Below are 19,248 nucleotides of genomic sequence, written 5' to 3'. Positions count from 1 at the left end.
CGTCCACCTCGTCCGTCACACCGGCATCCTCTCGTACGTGGGGCGTGCGGTCACCGGTCAACCGACGAACGGCGGGACCAGGATCTCGCCCCGGGCCACCGCCATGACCTGACCGGAGACGGTGGCGCCGACCGCCGCCCCGTCGGCCGCGGTCACCGTGCAGGCCAGCGCCGACGGGCGGTGGATCTCGATGCCCTGGCGGACCGCGTACTCGGAGCGCCCGTCGCCGGGGAGCAGCCCGCTGGCGACCAGCCAGACGCCGAGCCCGAGGGCGGCCGAGCCGGTCGCCGGGTCCTCCGGCACGCCGAGCCCGGGCACGAAGACGCGGGCGTGCGCGGTTTGCGTCTCGGCGTCCCAGGAGAAGACGCTGACATGCTCCACCCCGTACCGTTCCGCCGCCGCCGCGTTGACCTTGGCGCGGGCCACCGCGTCCGGGCGGACCGGAAGGTAGGGGAACTCCAGCCCGCAGCCGGCCACCCGGGGCGCCGGGCCGGCGTGGTCGTCGGCGGTGAGGCCGGCCATCTCCAGCAGCGGCTCCGGGTCCAGCTCCGGCCCGAGGGTGGGGGTGCCGCCGGTCAGGGTGGCACCGGTCTCGCCGACCTCGATCGGCAGCACCCCGGCACCGCACTCCTGGGTGATACTGCCCACACCGAACATGCCGCGCCGGCTGGCGGTGACCGCCGCGCCGACGCTGGGGTGCCCGGCGAACGGCAACTCCGCGGCCGGGGTGAAGATCCGGGCCCGGTAGGTGGCCCCGACCTGGGTGGGCGGCAGCACGAACACCGTTTCCGAGAGGTTGAACTCCAGCGCGAGCGCCTGCATCTGTTCGGTGGCGAGCCCTTCGGCGCCGAACACCACGGCCAGCGGGTTGCCGGCGAACGGGCGATCGGTGAAGACGTCCACGATCTCGTAGGCCAAGGTCGACATGTTGATAAACACTAGGCGCTTAGGCTGGTGCCCGTGAGCACGCCGAACCGGGTCTACATCGCCCGACTCGCCGGAGTCGCCGTCTTCGACCCGAACGGCGACCAGGTGGGTCGGGTCCGTGACGCGGTGGCCCGGATCCGTGCGACCCAACGTCCCCCCGAGGTGGTGGGTCTGGTCGCCGAGATGCCGATGCGCCGGCGGATCTTCCTGTCCATCAACCGGATCACCACCATCGACGCGGACGCGGTGGTGCTCGGCACCGGCACCCTCAACCTGCGCCGCTTCGAGAAGCGCCCCAACGAGCTGCTGGTGCTCCAGGAGCTGCTGGACCGGCGGGTCCAGCTCGAACCGGGCGGCCAGCCGGGCGCGGTGGTCGACGTGGCGATGGAGTGCAGCCGGGGTGGCGAGTGGTCGCTGTCCCGGGTCGCCGTCCGCGAGCAGACCGGCCGGCTCACCCGCCGCGGCCACCTGCACCAGGTCGAGTGGGACCGGGTGCGCGGGCTGAGCGGCATCGCCGCCAACCGGGGTACGGCCAACCTGCTCGCCGTGCTGGAGGACATGCGCCCCGCCGACCTGGCCAACGCCCTGCAGGACCTGCCCGACGCGCGGCGCAACGAGGTCGCGGCGGCGCTGGACGACGAACGCCTCGCCGACGTGCTCAGCGAGCTGCCCGAGCACGACCAGGTGGAGATCCTCGCCGCGCTGGACCGGGAACGGGCCGCCGACGTGCTGGAGGAGATGGACCCGGACGACGCCGCCGACCTGCTCAACGAGCTGCCGCCGCCGGAGCAGGACGTACTGCTGGACCTGATGGAGCCGAACGAGGCCGACCCGGTCCGCCAGCTGCTGCGCTACGCCTCCGGTACGGCGGGCAGCGTGATGACCTCCGAGCCGGTGATCCTGCCGCCGGACGCCACCGTCGCGGAGGCGCTCGCCCGGATCCGGGAGGAGCAGCTCTCCCCGGCCGTCGCGGCCCAGGTGTTCGTGGCCCGCGCGCCGATGACCACGCCCACCGGCCGTTACCTGGGCATGGTGCACTTCCAGCGGCTGCTCCGGGAGCCGCCGGCGGAGATGCTCGGCGGGGTGGTGGTCAACGACATCGACCCGTTGCGGCCGACCACCCCCCTGCCGGAGATCACCCGCCGGATGGCCACCTACGACCTGGTGGCGATGCCGGTGGTGGACCGCAACAACCGGCTGGTCGGCGCGGTCACGGTCGACGACGTGCTCGACCATTCGCTGCCGCGCGACTGGCGGGACCGGGACGCCGTACCGGCCCCGGCCCCCGCCGAGGGGACGGACAGCGCTGATGGCTGACCAGCGACGGGCCGAGCGACTGGACCAGCCGCGCGAGCCCCGGGGCGTCAAGCTGCCCCGGTTCGACCCGGAGGCCTTCGGCCGGTGGTCCGAGGGGATCGCCCGGGGCATGGGCACGGCGAACTTCATCGTCTACATGACGGTGGTCATCGCGCTCTGGTTCGGCTGGAACACCCTGGCCCCGGCGCACCTGCGCTTCGACCCGTACACCTTCACCTTCCTCACCCTGATCCTGTCGTTGCAGGCCTCGTACGCGGCCCCGCTGATCCTGCTCGCGCAGAACCGGCAGGCCGACCGGGACCGGGTGGCGCTGGAGGAGGACCGGCGGCGGGCCACCCTGCAGAAGGCCGACACGGAGTACCTGACCCGGGAGATCGCCGCGCTGCGGATCGCCATGGGCGAGGTGGCGACCCGGGACTTCCTCCGCTCCGAGCTGGCCCGGCTGGCCGAGGAACTGGACGAGGCGGCCCAGCGCCGGCAGCGGCTGGAACGCCGGCAGCAGGAGAAGGCCGTGCGGCGAGGCGGCGAGGGCCTCGACGAGCCCCGCGACGACCTGGACGGCGACTACGCCCGCGACGGCCGGCCGGAGGGCTGACCGACGGGGGCCCGGGTCCGCCGGAGGGGCCATCGATTCGCTCACACCGGCCCCGCTGGCGGCGGCGACGGATCACCCCCGACGTAGCATTGCGGGCATGTCAGCTCCCGTCAGCACCATCTCCGACGCGATCCAGGCCGCCCTGGCCACAGTCAACGACCCGGAGATCCGCCGCCCGATCACGGACCTCGGCATGGTCCGCTCCGCCGTGGCCGGCGAGGACGGCGTCGTACGGGTCGAGCTGCTGCTCACCGTCGCCGGCTGCCCGCTGAAGGACAAGCTGCGCTCCGACATCACCGCCGCCGTGGGGGCGGTCCCCGGCGTGACGGGCGTCGAGATCGAGTTCGGCGTGATGAGCCCCGAGCAGCGCCAGGAGCTCCAGTCGAAGCTGCGCGGCGGCAACGCCACCGCGGAGCCGGTGATCCCGTTCGCCCAGCCCGGCTCCCGGACCCGGGTGTACGCGGTGGCCAGCGGCAAGGGTGGCGTCGGCAAGTCGAGCGTGACGGTCAACCTGGCCGCCGCGCTGGCCGCCCGGGGCCTCTCGGTCGGCGTGGTCGACGCGGACATCTACGGCCACTCGGTGCCCCGGATGCTCGGCGCGGACGGCCGCCCGACCCGGGTCGAGGACATGATCATGCCGCCGCAGGCGCACGGCGTGAAGGTGATCTCGATCGGCATGTTCACCCCGGGCAACGCCGCCGTGGTGTGGCGCGGCCCGATGCTGCACCGGGCGCTCCAGCAGTTCCTCGGCGACGTCTACTGGGGCGACCTGGACGTGCTCCTGCTCGACCTGCCCCCGGGCACCGGCGACATCGCCATCTCGGTCGCCCAGCTGCTGCCGAACGCCGAGATCCTGGTGGTGACCACGCCGCAGGCCGCGGCCGCCGAGGTCGCCGAGCGGGCCGGCGCGATCGCCCTGCAGACCCACCAGCGGGTCGTCGGCGTCATCGAGAACATGGCCTGGCTGGAGCTGCCCGACGGCTCGCGGATGGAGGTCTTCGGCGCCGGTGGCGGCCAGGCCGTGGCCGACTCGCTGAGCCGGACGATCGGCGCGCAGGTGCCGCTGCTGGGTCAGATCCCGCTCGACACCCGGGTACGCGAGGGCGGCGACGCCGGCAACCCGATCGTGCTGGCCGAGCCGGACGCCCCGGCCTCGAAGGCGCTGGCCCAGATCGCCGACCGCCTCGCCGTCCGCCGCGAGTCCCTCCTCGGCAAGCCCCTCGGCCTCAAGCCCGCCGGCCGCTGACGACCCACCCCACCCGCGCGCTCCGCGCGCCCCAAGATCCGCCCAGATACAGAGAAAGAGTGGCCTTCCGCGCTCGGGAGGCCACTCTTTCTCTGTATGTGCACGCTGCGCGCCATGCCGGGGTCGGGTGCGCGAAGCGCGCGCGACCCGTGGGCGTGGTGCGGGTGGGGAGTGCGGGACGCGTCAGGTGGCGTCGTCGTAGCTGGGGCGGGGGGCCGGGGCGGGCGCGCCGCCCGTGGCGGTGGCCTTGCGGCCGCCCCTGCCGCGCGGGTCGGCGGCGTCGGCGACGTCCTTGAGCTCGTTGTGCACGCCGGTCACGTCCGCCCGCAGGTTGTCGTAGACGCCCTGCAACGGCTTCCGGATCGCCTGCTCGTCCTCTTCGCTGAGCAGGTGCTTGCGGATGAACGCCTTGGGGTGCAGGTCCTCCAACTGGATGTCGGTGCCCAACTCGCGGCTCAGGTCGCCGGTCGCGTTGCGGGCCATGCCGCGCAGGTTCCGGACCATCCGCAGGCCGTCGTTGATGACGTTGGGCAGCCGGTCACCGAAGATCAGCAGCGCCAGGAGCAACAGCGCACCGATCTCCCACCAGTTCAGGTTGTCGAGCACTGCTGGGGCCTCCTCGTCGGCGTCAAGGCAAGACTACGCACGTCGGGTGCCCGGCCGGGAGGGGGTGACCGGTCCTCACTTGGCGTCTGCGGCGAGCGTCACCGAGGTGTTCTGCCGGGCCGACCCCCGCCGGTACTCCACCGTCACCACGGATCCCGGGGCGAACTTGCGCACCAGCGCGATCAGGTCGGTCGGCTCGGTCATCGGGCGGCCGTTCAGCTTGAGGATGACGTCCCCGGCCTTCAGCCCCGCGCCGGCCGCCGGCCCGGACGGCTCCACCGCCGCCAGCCGTACGCCGGCGCCGCCGGTAACCGTGCCGGCGCCGCCCACCTGCGCCCCGATCACGGTACGGCGGGCCTTGCCGGTGCCGATGATGTCCTGCGTGATCCGCTTGGCCTGGTTGATCGGGATGGCGAAGGCGAGGCCGATGTTGCCCGCCTCCTGCCCCTCGGCGACCAGTGACTTGATCGTGGAGTTGACCCCGATCACCCGGCCGGCGGAGTCGACCAGCGGGCCGCCGGAGTTGCCGTGGTTGACCGCCGCGTCGGTCTGGATCGCCGCGTAGTAGCGGACCGGGCCGCCAGGCTCCCCGGCCTGCATGGTGCGGTCCAGGGCGCTGACGATGCCGGCGGTGACGGTGTTGGCCAGCGAGAGCGGCGAGCCGAAGGCGAGCACCGGGTCGCCGACCGCCAGCGCGTCGGAGTCGCCGAACTCCACCGGGCGCAGCCCGGTGCGGCTGACCTTGATCACGGCGATGTCCGACTCCGGGTCCTGGCCGACGACGGTTGCCGGCGCGGTGCTGCCGTCGTTGAAGACCACCGAGGCCCGGCCGGTGGCACCGGAGACCACGTGGTCGTTGGTGATCACGTGCCCGTCGGCGCTGGCGATGAAGCCCGAGCCCTCGCTCACCCCGCCCAGGCTGGACACCCGCACGGTCACCACGCTGGGCAGGACCTTCTCGGCGACCCCGGCCAGCGACTCGGGGCGACGCTGGGCCAGGCCCGGCGCCTCGGCCGGTCGGGCGCCGAGCGCCACCCCGCCACCGGCCCCGCCGCGGACCGCGAAGGCGTACCCGAGGGCTCCGCCGAGGGACCCGGCGAGCAGCGCGGTGATCAACGGGACGAGCAGCAGCTGGCGCAGTCTCGGGCGGCCCGGGGCGTCCGGGTCACTGACCGGTTCCGGCGCGGCCCCGGCGTCGGGCGCGCCCGGGATGACCACGGCGGCCGGCGCGTACGGGTCACGCCACGGGTCGGCCAACGCGTCGGACCACCAGGGCGATGTCGTCCCGCCCGGGGCGCCGTGCGGCGCCGTAGGCGGCCCCACCGGCGTCGCCCCGGCCGGCGGTCCCGCCGATGCCGGAGTCCCGCCGGGCTGGCGCCAGTCCCAGCCGTCGGTCACGTCGGTGCCTCCCAGTCCGTCCCCCGACCCCCCGTGCCGCGTGGTGCGGCGGCCGTCGCGAAACGAGGGATACCGCTTCCAGGATTGCACGGATGAGCCGGATGGCATCAGCTCTTGCCGGGCGTGATCGTCGACGGCGGACGGCGCGGCTGCGCGCCGGAAGGCTCGCCTCTAGGCTCATACCGCCAACCCGCCCCCCGCACCACTCCCGCCGCCCGGAGGTGTCCCATCGCCACGGTCGCCAATTCCGGCACTCCGACGGCGCAGGCGCTGCAGTTCGCCGAGTCGTACGTCGGCGAGGACCTCGTCCTGCGGACCGCCCGCAGCCTCGCCCGGGAGGTGGGCCTCGACGCGGTGACGCCCGGGGCCGGGGCGGCGCTGCGCCTGCTCGCCGCCGCCGGCAACGCCCGGGCGGTGGTGGAGATCGGCACCGGCACCGGGGTCAGCGGCCTCTGGCTGCTGCGCGGGATGCGGGCCGACGGCGTGCTCACCACCATCGACCTGGAGGTCGAGCACCAGCGGATCGCCCGGCGCATCTTCGTCGAGGCCGGCTTTCCGTCGGGGCGTACCCGGATCATCACCGGCCGGGCGCTGGACGTGCTGCCCCGGCTCGCGGACGGCGCCTACGACCTGGTCTTCGTCGACGCCGAGGCGACCGGCTTCGCCGCGTACGTCGACGCCGCCCTGCGGCTGCTGCGACCCGGCGGGGTGCTGGCCCTCAACGGCACCCTGGCCGGCGGGCGGATCGGCGACCCGGCCGCGCGGGACGCCGAGACGGTGACCGTCCGCGAGACGATCAAGGCGCTGCGGGAGTCCGAGCACTGGATCCCGGCGCTGCTGCCGGTGGGGCACGGCCTGCTCGCCGCCGTGAAGTGCTGACCCGACGCCGACCGCCCGGGCCGGCGTCCGCCGCGCGCCGGCCGGGACCGCCGGCTCAGTCCAGCGTCGCCAGCCAGCGCAGCAGCCCGCGTACGCCCCAGCCGGTCGCGCCCCGGGTCAGTTCGGCGTCGTCGCCGTCGGCCCAGGACGGCGCGGACATGTCGATGTGCAACCACCGGTCGCGCAGGTCGCCGGTGAACTCGCGCAGGTAGAGCGCGGCGGTCACCGAGCCGGCGCCGACGGCGGGCGAGCTGTGCAGGTCCGCCAGGTCACTGCCGAGGTGCTCGACGTAGTCGGCGGCCAGCGGCATCCGCCAGGCGGCCTCGCCGGCGGCGTCGACGGCGGCCAGCAGGTCGGCGGCGAGCTGGTCGTTCTCGCTGTAGAGGGCGCCGGTGCGCTTGCCGAGCGCGACCGCGTTGGCGCCGGTCAGGGTGGCCAGGTCGATCAGCAGGTCCGGCTGGAGCTCCCGGACCGCGTAGGCCAGCGCGTCGGCGAGGACCAGCCGGCCCTCGGCGTCGGAGTTGGTGGTCTCGCTGGTCAGGCCGCCGTAGTGGCGGACGATGTCGCCGGGACGGAACGCCGACCCGCTGACCATGTTCTCGGCCAGCGGGGCGAGCGTGGTGATCCGCACCGGCAGCCGCAGCGCGGCCGCGCCCAGCGTCGCCGCGACCACCGCGGCCGCGCCGGCCATGTCCTTGCGCATCAGCTTCATCGCCGGCACCGGCTTGATCGAGATGCCGCCGGTGTCGAAGGTGATCCCCTTGCCGACCAGCACCACGTGGGTGCGGGCGTCGGCGGGCCGCCAGTCCAGCTCCACCAGGCGGGGGGTGCTCGCCGAGCCGCCGCCGACGGCGAGGATGCCGCCGAAGCCCTCGGCGGCCAGCTCCTCGGGCCCGCGTACCCGCAGGTGCAGGTCGGGCTGGTCGGCTGCGGCGGCCTCGACCTGCGCGACGAACCACTGCGGGTTCTTCACCGAGGACGGGGTGTTGGTGAGGTCCCGGGCGAGCCGGGTCATCCGGGCGGTGGTCTCGGCGACCTCGACCGCGTCGCGGTACGCGTCCGGGTCGTCGACCAGCAGGTCCACCCCGGTCAGCGCGGGCGGCTCGCCGGCCTCGGTCATCCGGAACCGGTAGGAGGCGAGCAGCAGCCCCTCGACGAGGGCCCGGACCGCCTCCGCGCCGGTCCCGGTCGGCACCGAAAACGTGATGTGCGTCTCATCCTTGCCGGCGCGGGTCAACGCCGCCCCGGCGGCCCGCCAGGCCCGGTCGGCACCGTCGCCGATGCCGAGCAGCAGCAGCCGGGCCGGGGTGCGGGCCGGTCGCAGGTGCGCGTACGTCTCACCGGCCCGGCCGGTCAGCCGGGTGGCCGGCAGCAGGGCGGTCGCCTCCGCCAGCACCTCGTCGGGCAGGGCCGGCCCGGTCGGGGCCAGCGTCGCCGGGGTGTCGCCCCCGTCGGTGTCGGCCGCGGCGCGGACGGGCAGGACGAGGGTGTCGAGCCGGTCCGGACCGGCTGACAGGCGGATGGCGAGCACGCTGGACCGTACCTCCGGGAAAGGATCGTGGTGCGGGGCCTGGCCACCCGCGTACACAGGTGAAGACCCTGAGCCACCGGCCGTGGCCGGTGGCTCAGGGATACGACGAACCGCCCGCGCGTCGCCGCGCGGCCTGTCGGTCGATCAGCCGGCGGCCGCCTTCAGTGCGTCACCCAGTGCATTGGCCTCGTCGGGAGTCATCTCGACGACGAGCCGGCCACCGCCCTCCAGCGGGACCCGCATGACGATGCCCCGGCCCTCCTTGGTGACTTCCAGCGGACCGTCGCCCGTCCGCGGCTTCATCGCCGCCATGTTGTCTCCCCTCAGACCTGTATCAGGGTCGGTGGGTTGCCCCACAGCCACTTCGTCACGACCACCCGCAACGTACGCGGAGGTGTCGACCAACGATTTTCCCTGATGAACACCGCCGGACCCAAACCGAAGCAGCATTGATGTAACAGCATCTAGCTTATCTTGAGAAGGCCTGTCACAATGTGCGGTCATGCAGGCACGGTCGGCACTCTTCGACCTGTACGGCGACTACCTCCGACCGAGGGGTGGCCGTGCACCGGTCGCCGCCCTGGTCAAGCTGCTGGCGCCGCTCGGGATCGCTCCTCCGGCCGTGCGCACCGCGGTCTCCCGAATGGTCCGCCAGGGCTGGTTGGACCCGCTCCGGCTGGCCACCGGACCGGGATATTCGATCACACCGAAGGCCGCCCGGCGACTCGACGAGGCGGGCGCCCGGATCTACCGCACCGGCCGGGTCACCTGGGACGGCCGGTTCGACCTCCTGGTGCTCCAGACCCCGACCGCCCGGCGGGACCGGCAGCGCCTCGCCGCCAACCTGGCCTTCCTGGGCTACGGCACCCTCGACGAGCACACCTGGGTGGCCACCCGGGCGAGCGAGGACGTGGACCTGCTCCTGGAGGAGGCGGGCGTGCGCTACGAGCGGTTCACCGCCGCGCACGCCGCCGGCACGCCGGGCGCGATGGGGGTGGTCCGCCGGGCGTGGGACCTCACCGAGATCGGGCACGCGTACGAGCGGTTCGTCGCCGAGCAGCGGCCGCTGCTGTCCGGGGTGACCGTGCGCAGCGGCGACGAGGAGGCCTACGCGGCCCGGTTCCGGCTGGTGCACGCGTGGCGTACCTTCCTGTTCCGGGACCCGCAGCTGCCCCCGGCGCTGCTCCCGGAGCGCTGGCCCGGCACCGCCGCGGCCAGCTTCTTCGACCGGCACGCGGCCCGGCTGCGGCCGGCCGCCGACCGGTACGTCGAGCACTGCCTCGACGCCAGCAACCGCATCGCCCGACAGAAGGGTCGTTAGAAACGTGACCGAGCCGCTGCTCGTCGACCGCACCGACGCCGTGGTCACCCTGACGCTGAACCGCCCCACGGCGATGAACTCGCTCGACGTGGCGCTCAAGGAGGCGCTCCGGGACACCCTGGCCGAGCTGGAGGCCGACCGTTCCTGCCGGGCCGTGGTGCTGGCCGGCGCGGGCGGGCAGTTCAGCGCCGGCCAGGACCTGCGCGAGCACGTGCAGACCCTCCAGTCGACCACCACGAACCCGCTGGACACCGTGCGGGCGCACTACAACCCGATCGCCGCCCGGCTGGCCAGCCTGCCCAAGCCGGTGGTGGCCGCGGTGCGCGGGATGGCGGCCGGAGCGGGCGCCTCGCTGGCCTTCCTCGCCGACTTCCGGGTCGGCGGCCCGAAGACGAAATTCCTGATGGCGTTCGCCGGGGTGGGGCTGGCCGCCGACACCGGAGCCTCCTGGACGCTCCCCCGGCTGGTCGGCCACGCCAAGGCCGTCGAGCTGCTGATGCTCGCCGAGCCGGTCGGCGCCGAGGAGGCCTGCCGGCTGGGCCTGCTCAACAAGCTGGTCGACGACGACGAGCAGGTGCTGCCGACCGCGCAGGAGCTGGCCGCCCGGCTCGCCGCCGGCCCGACCGTCGCGTACGCGGCGATCAAGCGTCAGCTCTCCATCGCCGACGCGGGCACCCTCGCCGACGCCCTCGCCGCCGAGGCGCAGGCCCAGGCGATCTGCGGCGCCACCGCCGACCACAAGGCCGCCACGATGGCGTTCGTGGAGAAGCGCAGGCCGGTCTTCGAGGGCCACTGACGGCGCTGTCGCCGGCCCGGTCCGCCGGGCCGGCCGGCGCTCACCGGGTCAGTCGTCCTCTTCCGGGTCCTGGTTCGCCTCGGCGCCCAGCACGAACGCCTGCATGGCCAACTCGTCGCCGGACGGGGAGACGAACGCGGGCAGCTCGGCCGGGCCCAGCTCCTGCACGTACGACCAGAAGAGCCGGACCGCCTCGGCCCGGGAGTCCGCCTCGATCGGGAGGTCCAGGCTGACCAGCCAGGTGCGGCGCAGCGGCGGCGGGCCGAGCCGGTCGGCCAGCTCGCGGTAGATCCCGGAGTCGAGCGGGGTGACCGGCCCGGCGACCGACACCTGGTCGGCCGGGGCCGGCTCGTCGAAGGCCCGCCGGGTGTACGTCACGACCAGCGAGTCCGCACCCGCGCGGGCCACCCGACCCAGGGCCACCAGCCGGGGCGGCTCCGGCACCAGCACCGCCACCGGGTCACCGGGGCGCGGCCGGGACTCCCCGACCGGGGCGGGCAGCTCCAGGGTGTCGTGGTGGACGAGGCGTTCGGCGTCGTACCGGCCGGCCGGCAGGAGCACCGCCCAGGCGCCCTCAGCCGGCCCGTCGACGTCGGTCGTCCCGCTGGCGCGGTGGTCGGTCGCGGTCATGCCCCCATCTCATCACGGGCCGCCTCGGCGGCGGCCACGTGGCAGCCGGCCAGGTGATCGTCGACCATGCCGGTGGCCTGCATCAGCGCGTACGCGGTGGTGGGGCCGACGAAGCGGAAGCCGCTCTTCTTGAGGGCCTTGGCCATCGCGGTGGACTCCGGCGTCAGGGCGGGAACCTCGGCGAACGACTCCGGCCGGGCGGCCCGGGGCGGCGGCGCGTACGACCAGAGCAGCGCGGAGAGCCCGTCGGGCAGCTCCAGCGCGGCCCGCGCGTTGGCGATCGCCGCCTCGATCTTGGCGCGGTTGCGGACGATCCCCGCGTCGGCGAGCAGCCGCGCCACGTCGGCCTCGCCGTAACCGGCGACCCGCTCGATCCGGAACTCGTCGAAGGCCAGCCGGAACGCCGGGCGCTTGCGCAGGATGGTCAGCCAGGACAGGCCGGACTGGAACGCCTCCAGCGTCAGCCGCTCGTAGAGCGCGTCGTCGCCGCGCAGCGGCCGTCCCCACTCGGTGTCGTGGTAGACGGCGTAGTCCGGGGTGCTCGACCCCCAGGCACAGCGGGTCAGGCCGTCGGGGCCGGTCACCAGGTCAGTCACGGCGTACAGGCTAGGGCCTGGCCCCGACAGGCCCGGGTGTGGTCAGGGCAGCCGGCCCTGCTCGACCAGCCGGGCGAAGCGCTTCAGCGCCAGGGTGAGGCTCGCCTTGGAGCCCGGCCAGAGCAGCGGCCACGCCACCCGGCCGGCCGGCCCGCCGGGCAGGTGGAACCACTCGTGCCAGACCACCTGGGTGCGGTCCCGGGCCAGCGGGGTGCAGCGCAGCACGCCGGGACCGCGGAGCAGCTTGCCGCAGTGCACGACGCCGACCTCGTACGGCGCGTCGACCCGGACCACCCGCATCTCGTCGCGCAGCACCGCCGGTCCGAGCGTGGTGACCGCCTCGACCAGGGTGCCCTCCCCGCCGTCGCCCTCGACGACGCGGACCCTGGTGAACGGGATCCACTCGGACTGCCGCTCCCAGTCGGTGAGCGCGGCGAAGACCCGGGGGGCAGGGGCGTCCACGATCACCGTGGCGGTGAACTCGCCGGCCCCGGGCTGGGCGGCCTCACGCAGGCCGTCCACGCCCTCCGGGCCGGTCACAGCGACTCCGAGCGGACCCTGTCGCCGGGCCGCCCGCCGGCCGGGTCGGCATCGGAGTCGGTGCCGTCGGAGCGGGGGTCGGTGTCCACGGCCGCGGTGCGCAGGGCGGGCGCGGCGTCGTCGGACGCCTCCGGCGGGGCCCCGGCGTCAGCGGCGGCGGTGCGCAGGGCCGGGGCGTCGAGCGGCCGGGCGTCGTCGACGTCGAGCGGCCGGATGCCGTCCGGGGCCGCCGCGCTCGGCTCGACGTCCCGCGGCGCGTCGGTCGACCCGTCCGGCGGTGTCGCGGCGGCGCCCGCGAGTTCGGCGTACCCGGGGTCGGTGGCCGGGGCGTCGCCGGCCGCCTCCACGCGGGCGCGGCGCAGCGCGTCGGCGTCGGCCAGCCGGCCCTCGCGCAGCGCCGCGACCTCGGCCTCCAGCACGCCGATCAGCTCGGCCTTGTAGCCGATGTCGTAGGCGGCCCGGCGCATCGCCTGGTCGACCTGGGCCATCCGGTAGCCGCGCAGCGCGGTGTCGAAGCGGACCTCGCCGACGTCCGCCTCGCGCAGCGGGCGGCTGCCCGGCAGCGGCACGGCCCGGCCGTCCGGCTCGGCCGGCGCCAGGCCGGCGTCCCGGCCGGAGACCAGCACCGTCACCCCGAACACCACCGCCGCCACGGTCAACGCGATGACCAGTACGAGCAGAACCTGACCCATGGACAGATCGTGGCACGGCGACCGCCCCCCGAGCGACCCCAACCACCGCAGCGCCCCGGATCCCCTGGTGACGTCCCGGCCCGGCGGCGTGCCGGTCGACCGGATAGCGTCGTCAGCGGCCGGGCGACCCGGCCGGCGACGGGCGGGAGGCGGGATGGCCGGGGCGCTGCGGCTCGGTGGGCGGACGTTCGCACCGGGCGAGCTGGTGGTGATGGCGATCGTCAACCGCACGCCGGACTCGTTCTTCGACCGGGGCGCGACCTTCGCCCAGGACAGCGCGCTGCGCGCGGTGGAGGCCGCGGTGACCGAGGGCGCGGAGATCATCGACATCGGCGGGGTGAAGGCCGGGCCGGGCGACGAGGTCGACGTCGCCGAGGAGATCCGGCGGACGGTGGACACCATCGCCGCCGTCCGGGCCGCCTTCCCCGACGTGGTGATCTCGATCGACACCTGGCGGGCCGAGGTCGCGGTGGAGGCGGTGGCGGCCGGCGCCGACCTGCTCAACGACACCTGGTCCGGCGCCGACCCGGCGCTGGCCCGGGTCGCCGCGCAGACCGGGGCCGGGCTGGTCTGCTCGCACGCCGGCGGGCTCACCCCGCGTACCCGGCCGCACCGGGCCGCCTTCGACGACGTGGTCGCCGACGTGGTCAGCACGGTGACCGGGCTCGCCGAGCGCGCGGTGGCCCTGGGGGTACGCCCCGACGGCATCCTGATCGACCCGGCGCACGACTTCGGCAAGAACACCCGGCACTCGCTGGAGATCACCCGCCGGCTCGGCGAGCTGACCGGGACCGGCTGGCCGCTGCTGGTGGCCCTGTCGAACAAGGACTTCATCGGCGAGACGCTGGACCTGCCGGTGCCGGAACGACTGGAGGGCACCCTCGCCGCGACCGCCGTCTCGGCCTGGCTCGGTGCCCGGGTCTTCCGCGCCCACCAGGTACGCCCCACCCGCCGGGTGCTGGACATGGTCGCCTCGATCCGCGGCGACCGCCCCCCGACGCTCACCCGTCGCGGCCTCGCCTGACCGGCGCGGGCGTCAGGTCCAGCGGAGGATGTTCTTGCGCCAGGCGTAGAGGATGCCGAGCGCCACCACGGCCACGAAGATGCCCATCTCGGCGACGGTGACCAGGCCGAAGCCGGGGCGGTCGAAGACCAGCGCCCAGGGGAAGAGGAAGACCGCCTCGACCGCGAACAGGACGTAGAGGTACGCGTACACGTAGTAGCGGATCTGCATCTGCGCCCAGTCGCCGCCGACCGGGTCGAGACCGCACTCGTAGCTGGTCCGCTTGCCCCAGGGATCAGCCGGACGGGCAGGACGTAACACCCGATTGGCCGAGAACGCCGTAACGAAGAAGAGGGCGCTGGCGAGCAGCAGGAGCCCGAGCGTCGCGTACGAGCCCAGGTAACCGGTCACGGTGGGTCAGCCTACCGGCCACCGGTCCCGCCCGACCGGCCCGGGAGGCGTACCGAACACGTTACGAATTTGTTTCCCGGTGGGACTAGTGCCCTCCGGCAACTGTTACCGAATAATGAAGGCGCACCCAGTGTCACGGAGGACAGATGGCCCGCGTGGACGTACGCCCCGGCCGCCGGGCGCTCGCCTGGCGTACCTCCTCGCTGGTAGCGGCGTCGCTGGCCACCGGGCTGGCGGTCGCGCTCGCGGCCGCGCCGGGCCTGGCCACCGCCTCCCCGACGATGCTGCGGGTGATCACCACCGCGACCGACGCGACGACGCCGGGTGGTGAGCCGACGGACGGGACCACCCCGCCGGTCGAGCCGACCGCCACCGCGCCGCTGCCGACCACCGCGCCGCCGACGCTGCCCCCCGACCCGGAGCCGACCACCCCGGCACCCGAGCCGACCACGGCCACCCCGACGACGCCCGCCCCCGGCGACCCCGCCCCGACCACCACCGCGCCGACCACCACCGCGCCGGCCCCGCCACCGCCCCCGCAGGGTGGCGGCGGCCGGCCGGTGCCGCCGGGCGACCCCGCGCCGAGCCAGCAGGACACCGGTGCCCTCGGGGTACGGGTCACCACCCGCGACATCGTGCTCGGCCCCGGCTACTGGAACGCCCGGAGCACCACCACCACGCTGCGGGTGACCGTCGCCAACACCGGGACGCTCGCCGGGCGGGTCCACCTCGCCTACACCCTGCCCGCCGGGGTGACCGACGCGGGCACCCCGGGCTGCGCCGCCGTGGGCGGCGGCAACTGGCAGTGCGGCGAGTGGGCCGCCGCCCCGGGCGCGAAGTTCACCACCCTGATCCGGGTCCGGGTCGACGGACAGGCGTGGCGGAAGATGCCGCTCAACGGCTCGGTACGGGCCACCGCGTCCGGCGCGGGGACGGCCACCGCAACGGACAACGAGGGCTTCGCGGTCCTCTTCCCGCCCGGCCCGCCGGCGCCCGGGATGAGCCTCGACGCCGACGAGGTGGCCTTCGACATCAGCGGCGGTCCCGTCGAACTGGCCGTCCGGCTGGGCAACACCGGCCGGGTGGACGCCGCGGGACGGGTCGAGGTGGTCCTGCCCGACGGGGTCAGCGTGCTCTCCACGCCCGGCTGCGAGGTGGTCTCGCCGACGCGTACCCGTTGCGACGCCGGGACCGTGGCGGCGGGCCGTACCGCCACCCTGCGCCTGCCGGTCGCCGCCACCCCGCAGGCCCAGCGCGAGGCGCCGCTGGCCGGAGCGGTGATCGCCCAACTCGACCCACGCTCCGGGCGGACCCGGCAGATGCAGATGAGCTTCCGGATCACCGCGGCGGTGGCGCTGGCCACCCCGCCGGCGGCCACCCCGGTCCCCACCGGCTCGCAGGGCGTGATCGCCGCGGGCGGTCAGACCTCCGACGGGGGCGCGATGACCTCGGCGCAGCGGATCGCGGTCACCCTGATCGTGCTCTCCGGGCTGCTGGTGGTGCTGGCGCTCGTGCTGGCCACCAGCTCGTTGCGGCGCCGGATGAGCGGGCCGGTGCCGGACCCGTCGGCGAATCCGGCATCCGACTGAACCGGCCGGCCCGGTAAGGGTCGGCGGCGGTGATCTCGATTACGGCGGTCACCCCGAAACGGCCCACAACCGGACGAACAACCTTCGGATTCGTTCCCACTCGTCGGACCTCCACCAAGGATGCCCTAACGGCTCGACGTAGGCTCTGGGGTGAGAAACGACAGCGGGCCGGACCTGCCACGGGCGGATCGGCGCAGCGGCGCGTCAAGGAGGTCACGTGGCGGGGCAAGGCCGGGTCACCATCAGGTTCAGCCGCCCGCGCGACGGGGCTGAGCGAAGCGAGGTGCAGGCGTGACCAAGCAGATCCGTCAACTGGACCGGGTGGTCATCCGGTTCGCCGGTGACTCCGGCGACGGCATGCAGTTGACCGGCGACCGGTTCACCTCGGAGACGGCGCAGCTGGGCAACGACATCTCCACGTTGCCCAACTTCCCGGCCGAGATCCGGGCGCCCGCCGGCACGCTGCCCGGCGTGTCGAGCTTCCAGGTGCACTTCGCCGACTACGACATCCTCACCCCCGGCGACGCGCCGAACGTGCTGGTGGCGATGAACCCGGCGGCGCTCAAGGCCAACCTGGCCGACCTGCCCCGCGGCGCGGACATCATCGTCAACACCGACGAGTTCACCCGGCGCAACCTGGCCAAGGTGGGCTACGAGTCCAGCCCGCTGGACGACGACTCGCTCGCCGGCTACGTGGTGCACCCGGTGGCGCTGACCTCGATGACGGTCGGCGCCCTCGCCGACCAGGCGGTGTCCAAGAAGGACGCCGAGCGGGCCAAGAACATGTTCGCGCTGGGCCTGCTCTCCTGGATGTACTCCCGGCCGTACGAGTCGACGCTGCGCTTCCTGGAGCGCAAGTTCGCCGCCCGTCCGGAACTGGTCGCCGCGAACGTGGCCGCCTTCCGGGCCGGCTGGAACTTCGGCGAGACCACCGACTCGTTCTCCGTCCGGTACGAGGTGAAGCCGGCCAAGATGCTGCCGGGCACCTACCGGAACATCACCGGCAACGCGGCGCTCTCGCTCGGCCTGGTGGCCGCCGGCGTCCGCTCCGGGCTGCCGGTGTTCCTCGGGGCGTACCCGATCACCCCGGCGTCGGACATCCTGCACGAGCTGAGCAAGCACAAGCGGTTCGGCGTGATCACGATGCAGGCCGAGGACGAGATCGCCGCGGTCGGCGCCGCGCTGGGCGCCTCGTACGGCGGTGCGCTCGGCGTCACCACCACCAGCGGCCCGGGCGTGGCGCTCAAGAGCGAGACGATCTCCCTCGCGGTGGCGCTGGAGCTGCCGCTGGTCATCGTCGACGTGCAGCGGGCCGGGCCGTCCACCGGCATGCCCACCAAGACCGAGCAGGCCGACCTGAACATGGCACTGCACGGCCGGCACGGTGAGGCCCCGGTCGCGGTGATCGCGCCGAAGTCGCCCTCCGACTGCTTCCACGCGGCGCTGGAGGCGGCCCGGATCGCACTGACCTACCGCACCCCGGTGATCCTGCTGTCCGACAACTACGTGGCCAACGGCTCCGAGCCGTGGCTGCTGCCCGACGTGGAGTCCCTGCCCGACCTGCGGGTCGAGTTCGCCACCGAGCCCAACGGCGAGGACGGCACCACCTTCCTGCCCTACCTGCGCGACCCGGAGACCCTGGCCCGGCCGTGGGCCATCCCGGGTACGCCGGGGCTGGAGCACCGCATCGGCGGCCTGGAGAAGGCCGACAAGACCGGTGACATCTCGTACGACCCGGCGAACCACGACTTCATGGTGCGGACCCGGGCGGCCCGGATCGAGACGATCCCGGTGCCGGACGTCGAGGTGGAGGACCCGGACGGCGACGCCCGGGTGCTGGTGCTCGGCTGGGGCTCGACGTACGGGCCGATCGGCGCGGCCTGCCGGGGCCTGCGCCAGCGCGGCCTGTCGATCGCGCAGGCGCACCTGCGCCACCTGGCACCGATGCCCGCCAACCTCGGCGAGGTGCTGCGCTCCTACGACCGGGTGGTCATCCCCGAGATGAACCTCGGCCAGCTCGCCCACGTGATCCGGGCCAAGTACCTGGTCGACGCGATCGGCTACAACCAGGTCCGCGGCCTGCCGTTCACCGCGGCCGAGCTGGAGACGACGCTGGAAGAGGTCCTGAAGAATGTCTGAGCCCGTCGCCCTGAAGCTCACCGCCAAGGACTTCAAGTCCGACCAGGAGGTGCGCTGGTGCCCCGGTTGCGGTGACTACGCGATCCTGGCGGCCGTCCAGCAGTTCATGCCGGAGCTGAACATCGCCCGGGAGAACACCGTCTTCGTCTCCGGGATCGGCTGCTCGTCGCGCTTCCCGTACTACATGAACACCTACGGGATGCACTCGATCCACGGCCGCGCCCCGGCGATCGCCACCGGCCTGTCGGTGTCCCGGCCGGACCTGTCGGTCTGGGTGGTCACCGGCGACGGCGACGCGCTGTCGATCGGCGGCAACCACCTGATCCACGCGCTGCGCCGCAACGTCAACCTCAAGATCCTGCTGTTCAACAACCGGATCTACGGCCTGACCAAGGGGCAGTACTCGCCAACCTCCGAGGTCGGCAAGATCACCAAGTCGACCCCGGTCGGCTCGGCGGACGCCCCGTTCAACCCGCTGTCGCTGGCACTGGGCGCGGAGGCCACCTTCGTCGGCCGCACCATCGACTCGGACCGCAAGCACCTCCAGTCGGTGCTGCGGGCCGCCGCCCAGCACCAGGGTTCCGCGTTCGTGGAGATCTACCAGAACTGCAACATCTTCAACGACGGCGCGTTCGACCAGCTCAAGGAGCCGGCCACCCGGGACGACTACCTGATCCGGCTGGAGCACGGGCAGCCGATCACCTTCGGCAAGGACGGGCAGTTCTGCGTCGTCCACCCGCCGCGCGGGTTCGGGCTGGAGGTCCGGGAGACCGCGGCCACCCCGGCCGAGGAGATCGTGGTGCACGACGCCGGAGTCAACGACCCCGCGTACGCCTTCGCCCTGTCCCGGCTGCCCGGTCTCGACCTGCGCAACACCCCGATCGGCGTGTTCCGCTCGGTCGACCGCCCGTCCTACGACAGCGTGGTGCAGGAGCAGGTGGCCGCCGCCAAGGCGAAGGTCACCGAGACCCCCGAGCAGCAGCTCGCCGGCCTCCTCGCCACCGGCGACACCTGGACCATCCTCTGACCCAC

The 19,248-nt window shown here is 74.0% G+C and carries 20 protein-coding genes; 10 read left to right on the top strand and 10 right to left on the bottom strand.

Annotated elements, in window-relative coordinates; translation table 11 throughout:
- Positions 1–57 precede the first annotated feature (57 nt).
- Positions 58–927, bottom strand: coding sequence for a PhzF family phenazine biosynthesis protein (locus ACTMS9_RS03575; RefSeq protein ID WP_441147513.1), 870 nt, complete (start codon positions 925–927; stop codon positions 58–60).
- Between the two features lie 33 nt (positions 928–960).
- Between ACTMS9_RS03575 and ACTMS9_RS03570 the strand changes: the two genes are divergently transcribed.
- The 3 genes from ACTMS9_RS03570 (at position 961) to ACTMS9_RS03560 (ending at position 4,085) form a co-directional block, all read left to right on the top strand.
- Positions 961–2,244, top strand: coding sequence for a magnesium transporter MgtE N-terminal domain-containing protein (locus ACTMS9_RS03570; RefSeq protein ID WP_441147515.1), 1,284 nt, complete (start codon positions 961–963; stop codon positions 2,242–2,244).
- Entirely contained in the window at positions 2,237–2,839 is a 603-nt protein-coding gene (locus ACTMS9_RS03565) for a DUF1003 domain-containing protein (protein ID WP_154939861.1), read from the top strand. The genes ACTMS9_RS03570 and ACTMS9_RS03565 overlap by 8 nt, the downstream gene beginning before the upstream one ends.
- Before the next feature lie 97 nt (positions 2,840–2,936).
- Complete coding sequence (locus tag ACTMS9_RS03560) at positions 2,937–4,085, top strand: Mrp/NBP35 family ATP-binding protein (RefSeq protein ID WP_441147517.1); 1,149 nt, start codon at positions 2,937–2,939, stop codon at positions 4,083–4,085.
- 183 nt (positions 4,086–4,268) lie between these two features.
- On the opposite strand, the gene ACTMS9_RS03555 is transcribed toward ACTMS9_RS03560, so the two are convergent.
- Both ACTMS9_RS03555 and ACTMS9_RS03550 read right to left on the bottom strand, forming a co-directional pair.
- On the bottom strand, positions 4,269–4,691 hold the full coding sequence (locus ACTMS9_RS03555) for a preprotein translocase subunit TatB (protein WP_088964127.1): 423 nt from the start codon (positions 4,689–4,691) through the stop codon (positions 4,269–4,271).
- A gap of 75 nt (positions 4,692–4,766) precedes the next feature.
- Entirely contained in the window at positions 4,767–6,104 is a 1,338-nt protein-coding gene (locus ACTMS9_RS03550; protein ID WP_441164430.1) for a trypsin-like peptidase domain-containing protein, read from the bottom strand.
- Between the two features lie 255 nt (positions 6,105–6,359).
- Here ACTMS9_RS03550 and ACTMS9_RS03545 point away from each other — a divergent pair, with 255 nt between their 5' ends.
- Positions 6,360–6,968 (top strand): O-methyltransferase, encoded by a 609-nt coding sequence (locus ACTMS9_RS03545; protein ID WP_441147661.1) that lies wholly within the window; start codon positions 6,360–6,362, stop codon positions 6,966–6,968.
- A gap of 55 nt (positions 6,969–7,023) precedes the next feature.
- Here the strand turns inward: ACTMS9_RS03545 and ACTMS9_RS03540 are convergent, their stop codons facing one another.
- Complete coding sequence (locus ACTMS9_RS03540) at positions 7,024–8,499, bottom strand: leucyl aminopeptidase family protein (RefSeq protein ID WP_441164113.1); 1,476 nt, start codon at positions 8,497–8,499, stop codon at positions 7,024–7,026.
- Positions 8,500–8,643: 144 nt separating this feature from the next.
- Positions 8,644–8,811 carry a DUF3117 domain-containing protein gene (locus ACTMS9_RS03535; protein ID WP_007455245.1) on the bottom strand — a complete coding sequence of 56 codons (168 nt, stop codon included), beginning with the start codon at positions 8,809–8,811 and terminating at the stop codon, positions 8,644–8,646.
- Positions 8,812–9,001: 190 nt separating this feature from the next.
- Between ACTMS9_RS03535 and ACTMS9_RS03530 the strand changes: the two genes are divergently transcribed.
- Together ACTMS9_RS03530 and ACTMS9_RS03525 are read left to right on the top strand one after the other, a co-directional pair.
- On the top strand, positions 9,002–9,820 hold the full coding sequence (locus ACTMS9_RS03530) for a PaaX family transcriptional regulator (RefSeq protein WP_088964130.1): 819 nt from the start codon (positions 9,002–9,004) through the stop codon (positions 9,818–9,820).
- A gap of 4 nt (positions 9,821–9,824) precedes the next feature.
- Positions 9,825–10,616 (top strand): enoyl-CoA hydratase/isomerase family protein, encoded by a 792-nt coding sequence (locus ACTMS9_RS03525; RefSeq protein WP_441164111.1) that lies wholly within the window; start codon positions 9,825–9,827, stop codon positions 10,614–10,616.
- A 48-nt stretch (positions 10,617–10,664) separates the two neighbouring features.
- On the opposite strand, the gene ACTMS9_RS03520 is transcribed toward ACTMS9_RS03525, so the two are convergent.
- The 4 genes from ACTMS9_RS03520 to ACTMS9_RS03505 are packed head-to-tail and all read right to left on the bottom strand — an operon-like array spanning position 10,665 to position 13,074.
- A complete protein-coding gene (locus ACTMS9_RS03520; protein WP_441164110.1) occupies positions 10,665–11,246 on the bottom strand; it encodes a hypothetical protein in 582 nt (193 codons plus the stop codon).
- Positions 11,243–11,842 carry a DNA-3-methyladenine glycosylase I gene (locus ACTMS9_RS03515; protein ID WP_309140029.1) on the bottom strand — a complete coding sequence of 200 codons (600 nt, stop codon included), beginning with the start codon at positions 11,840–11,842 and terminating at the stop codon, positions 11,243–11,245. The genes ACTMS9_RS03520 and ACTMS9_RS03515 overlap by 4 nt, the downstream gene beginning before the upstream one ends.
- 42 nt (positions 11,843–11,884) lie before the next feature.
- Entirely contained in the window at positions 11,885–12,382 is a 498-nt protein-coding gene (locus ACTMS9_RS03510) for an SRPBCC family protein (RefSeq protein ID WP_357612772.1), read from the bottom strand.
- Complete coding sequence (locus ACTMS9_RS03505) at positions 12,379–13,074, bottom strand: DivIVA domain-containing protein (protein ID WP_441164109.1); 696 nt, start codon at positions 13,072–13,074, stop codon at positions 12,379–12,381. The genes ACTMS9_RS03510 and ACTMS9_RS03505 overlap by 4 nt, the downstream gene beginning before the upstream one ends.
- A 154-nt stretch (positions 13,075–13,228) precedes the next feature.
- Here ACTMS9_RS03505 and folP point away from each other — a divergent pair, with 154 nt between their 5' ends.
- The gene (gene folP, locus ACTMS9_RS03500) at positions 13,229–14,098 is read left to right on the top strand and encodes a dihydropteroate synthase (RefSeq protein WP_441164107.1); all 870 of its coding nucleotides are present in this window, start codon (positions 13,229–13,231) and stop codon (positions 14,096–14,098) included.
- A gap of 12 nt (positions 14,099–14,110) precedes the next feature.
- Here the strand turns inward: folP and ndhC are convergent, their stop codons facing one another.
- Positions 14,111–14,488: an NADH-quinone oxidoreductase subunit A gene (gene ndhC, locus ACTMS9_RS03495; protein WP_441147535.1), complete on the bottom strand. Its 378-nt coding sequence runs from the start codon at positions 14,486–14,488 to the stop codon at positions 14,111–14,113.
- A gap of 146 nt (positions 14,489–14,634) precedes the next feature.
- On the opposite strand from ndhC, the gene ACTMS9_RS03490 reads away from it, so the two are divergent.
- From ACTMS9_RS03490 to ACTMS9_RS03480, 3 genes are all read left to right on the top strand, one after another.
- Positions 14,635–16,077, top strand: coding sequence for a hypothetical protein (locus tag ACTMS9_RS03490; RefSeq protein ID WP_441147537.1), 1,443 nt, complete (start codon positions 14,635–14,637; stop codon positions 16,075–16,077).
- A 291-nt stretch (positions 16,078–16,368) separates the two neighbouring features.
- Positions 16,369–18,216, top strand: coding sequence for a 2-oxoacid:acceptor oxidoreductase subunit alpha (locus ACTMS9_RS03485; RefSeq protein WP_441147539.1), 1,848 nt, complete (start codon positions 16,369–16,371; stop codon positions 18,214–18,216).
- The gene (locus ACTMS9_RS03480) at positions 18,209–19,243 is read left to right on the top strand and encodes a 2-oxoacid:ferredoxin oxidoreductase subunit beta (protein WP_441147541.1); all 1,035 of its coding nucleotides are present in this window, start codon (positions 18,209–18,211) and stop codon (positions 19,241–19,243) included. Before ACTMS9_RS03485 ends, ACTMS9_RS03480 begins: the two co-directional genes overlap by 8 nt.
- Positions 19,244–19,248 lie beyond the last annotated feature (5 nt).

Source organism: Micromonospora sp. L31 (assembly GCF_052068075.1).
Taxonomy (GTDB): Bacteria; Actinomycetota; Actinomycetes; order Mycobacteriales; family Micromonosporaceae; genus Micromonospora; species Micromonospora purpureochromogenes.
The sequence above is the reverse complement of the archived record's forward strand: the minus strand, read 5'-3'. Positions and strand labels throughout refer to the sequence as shown.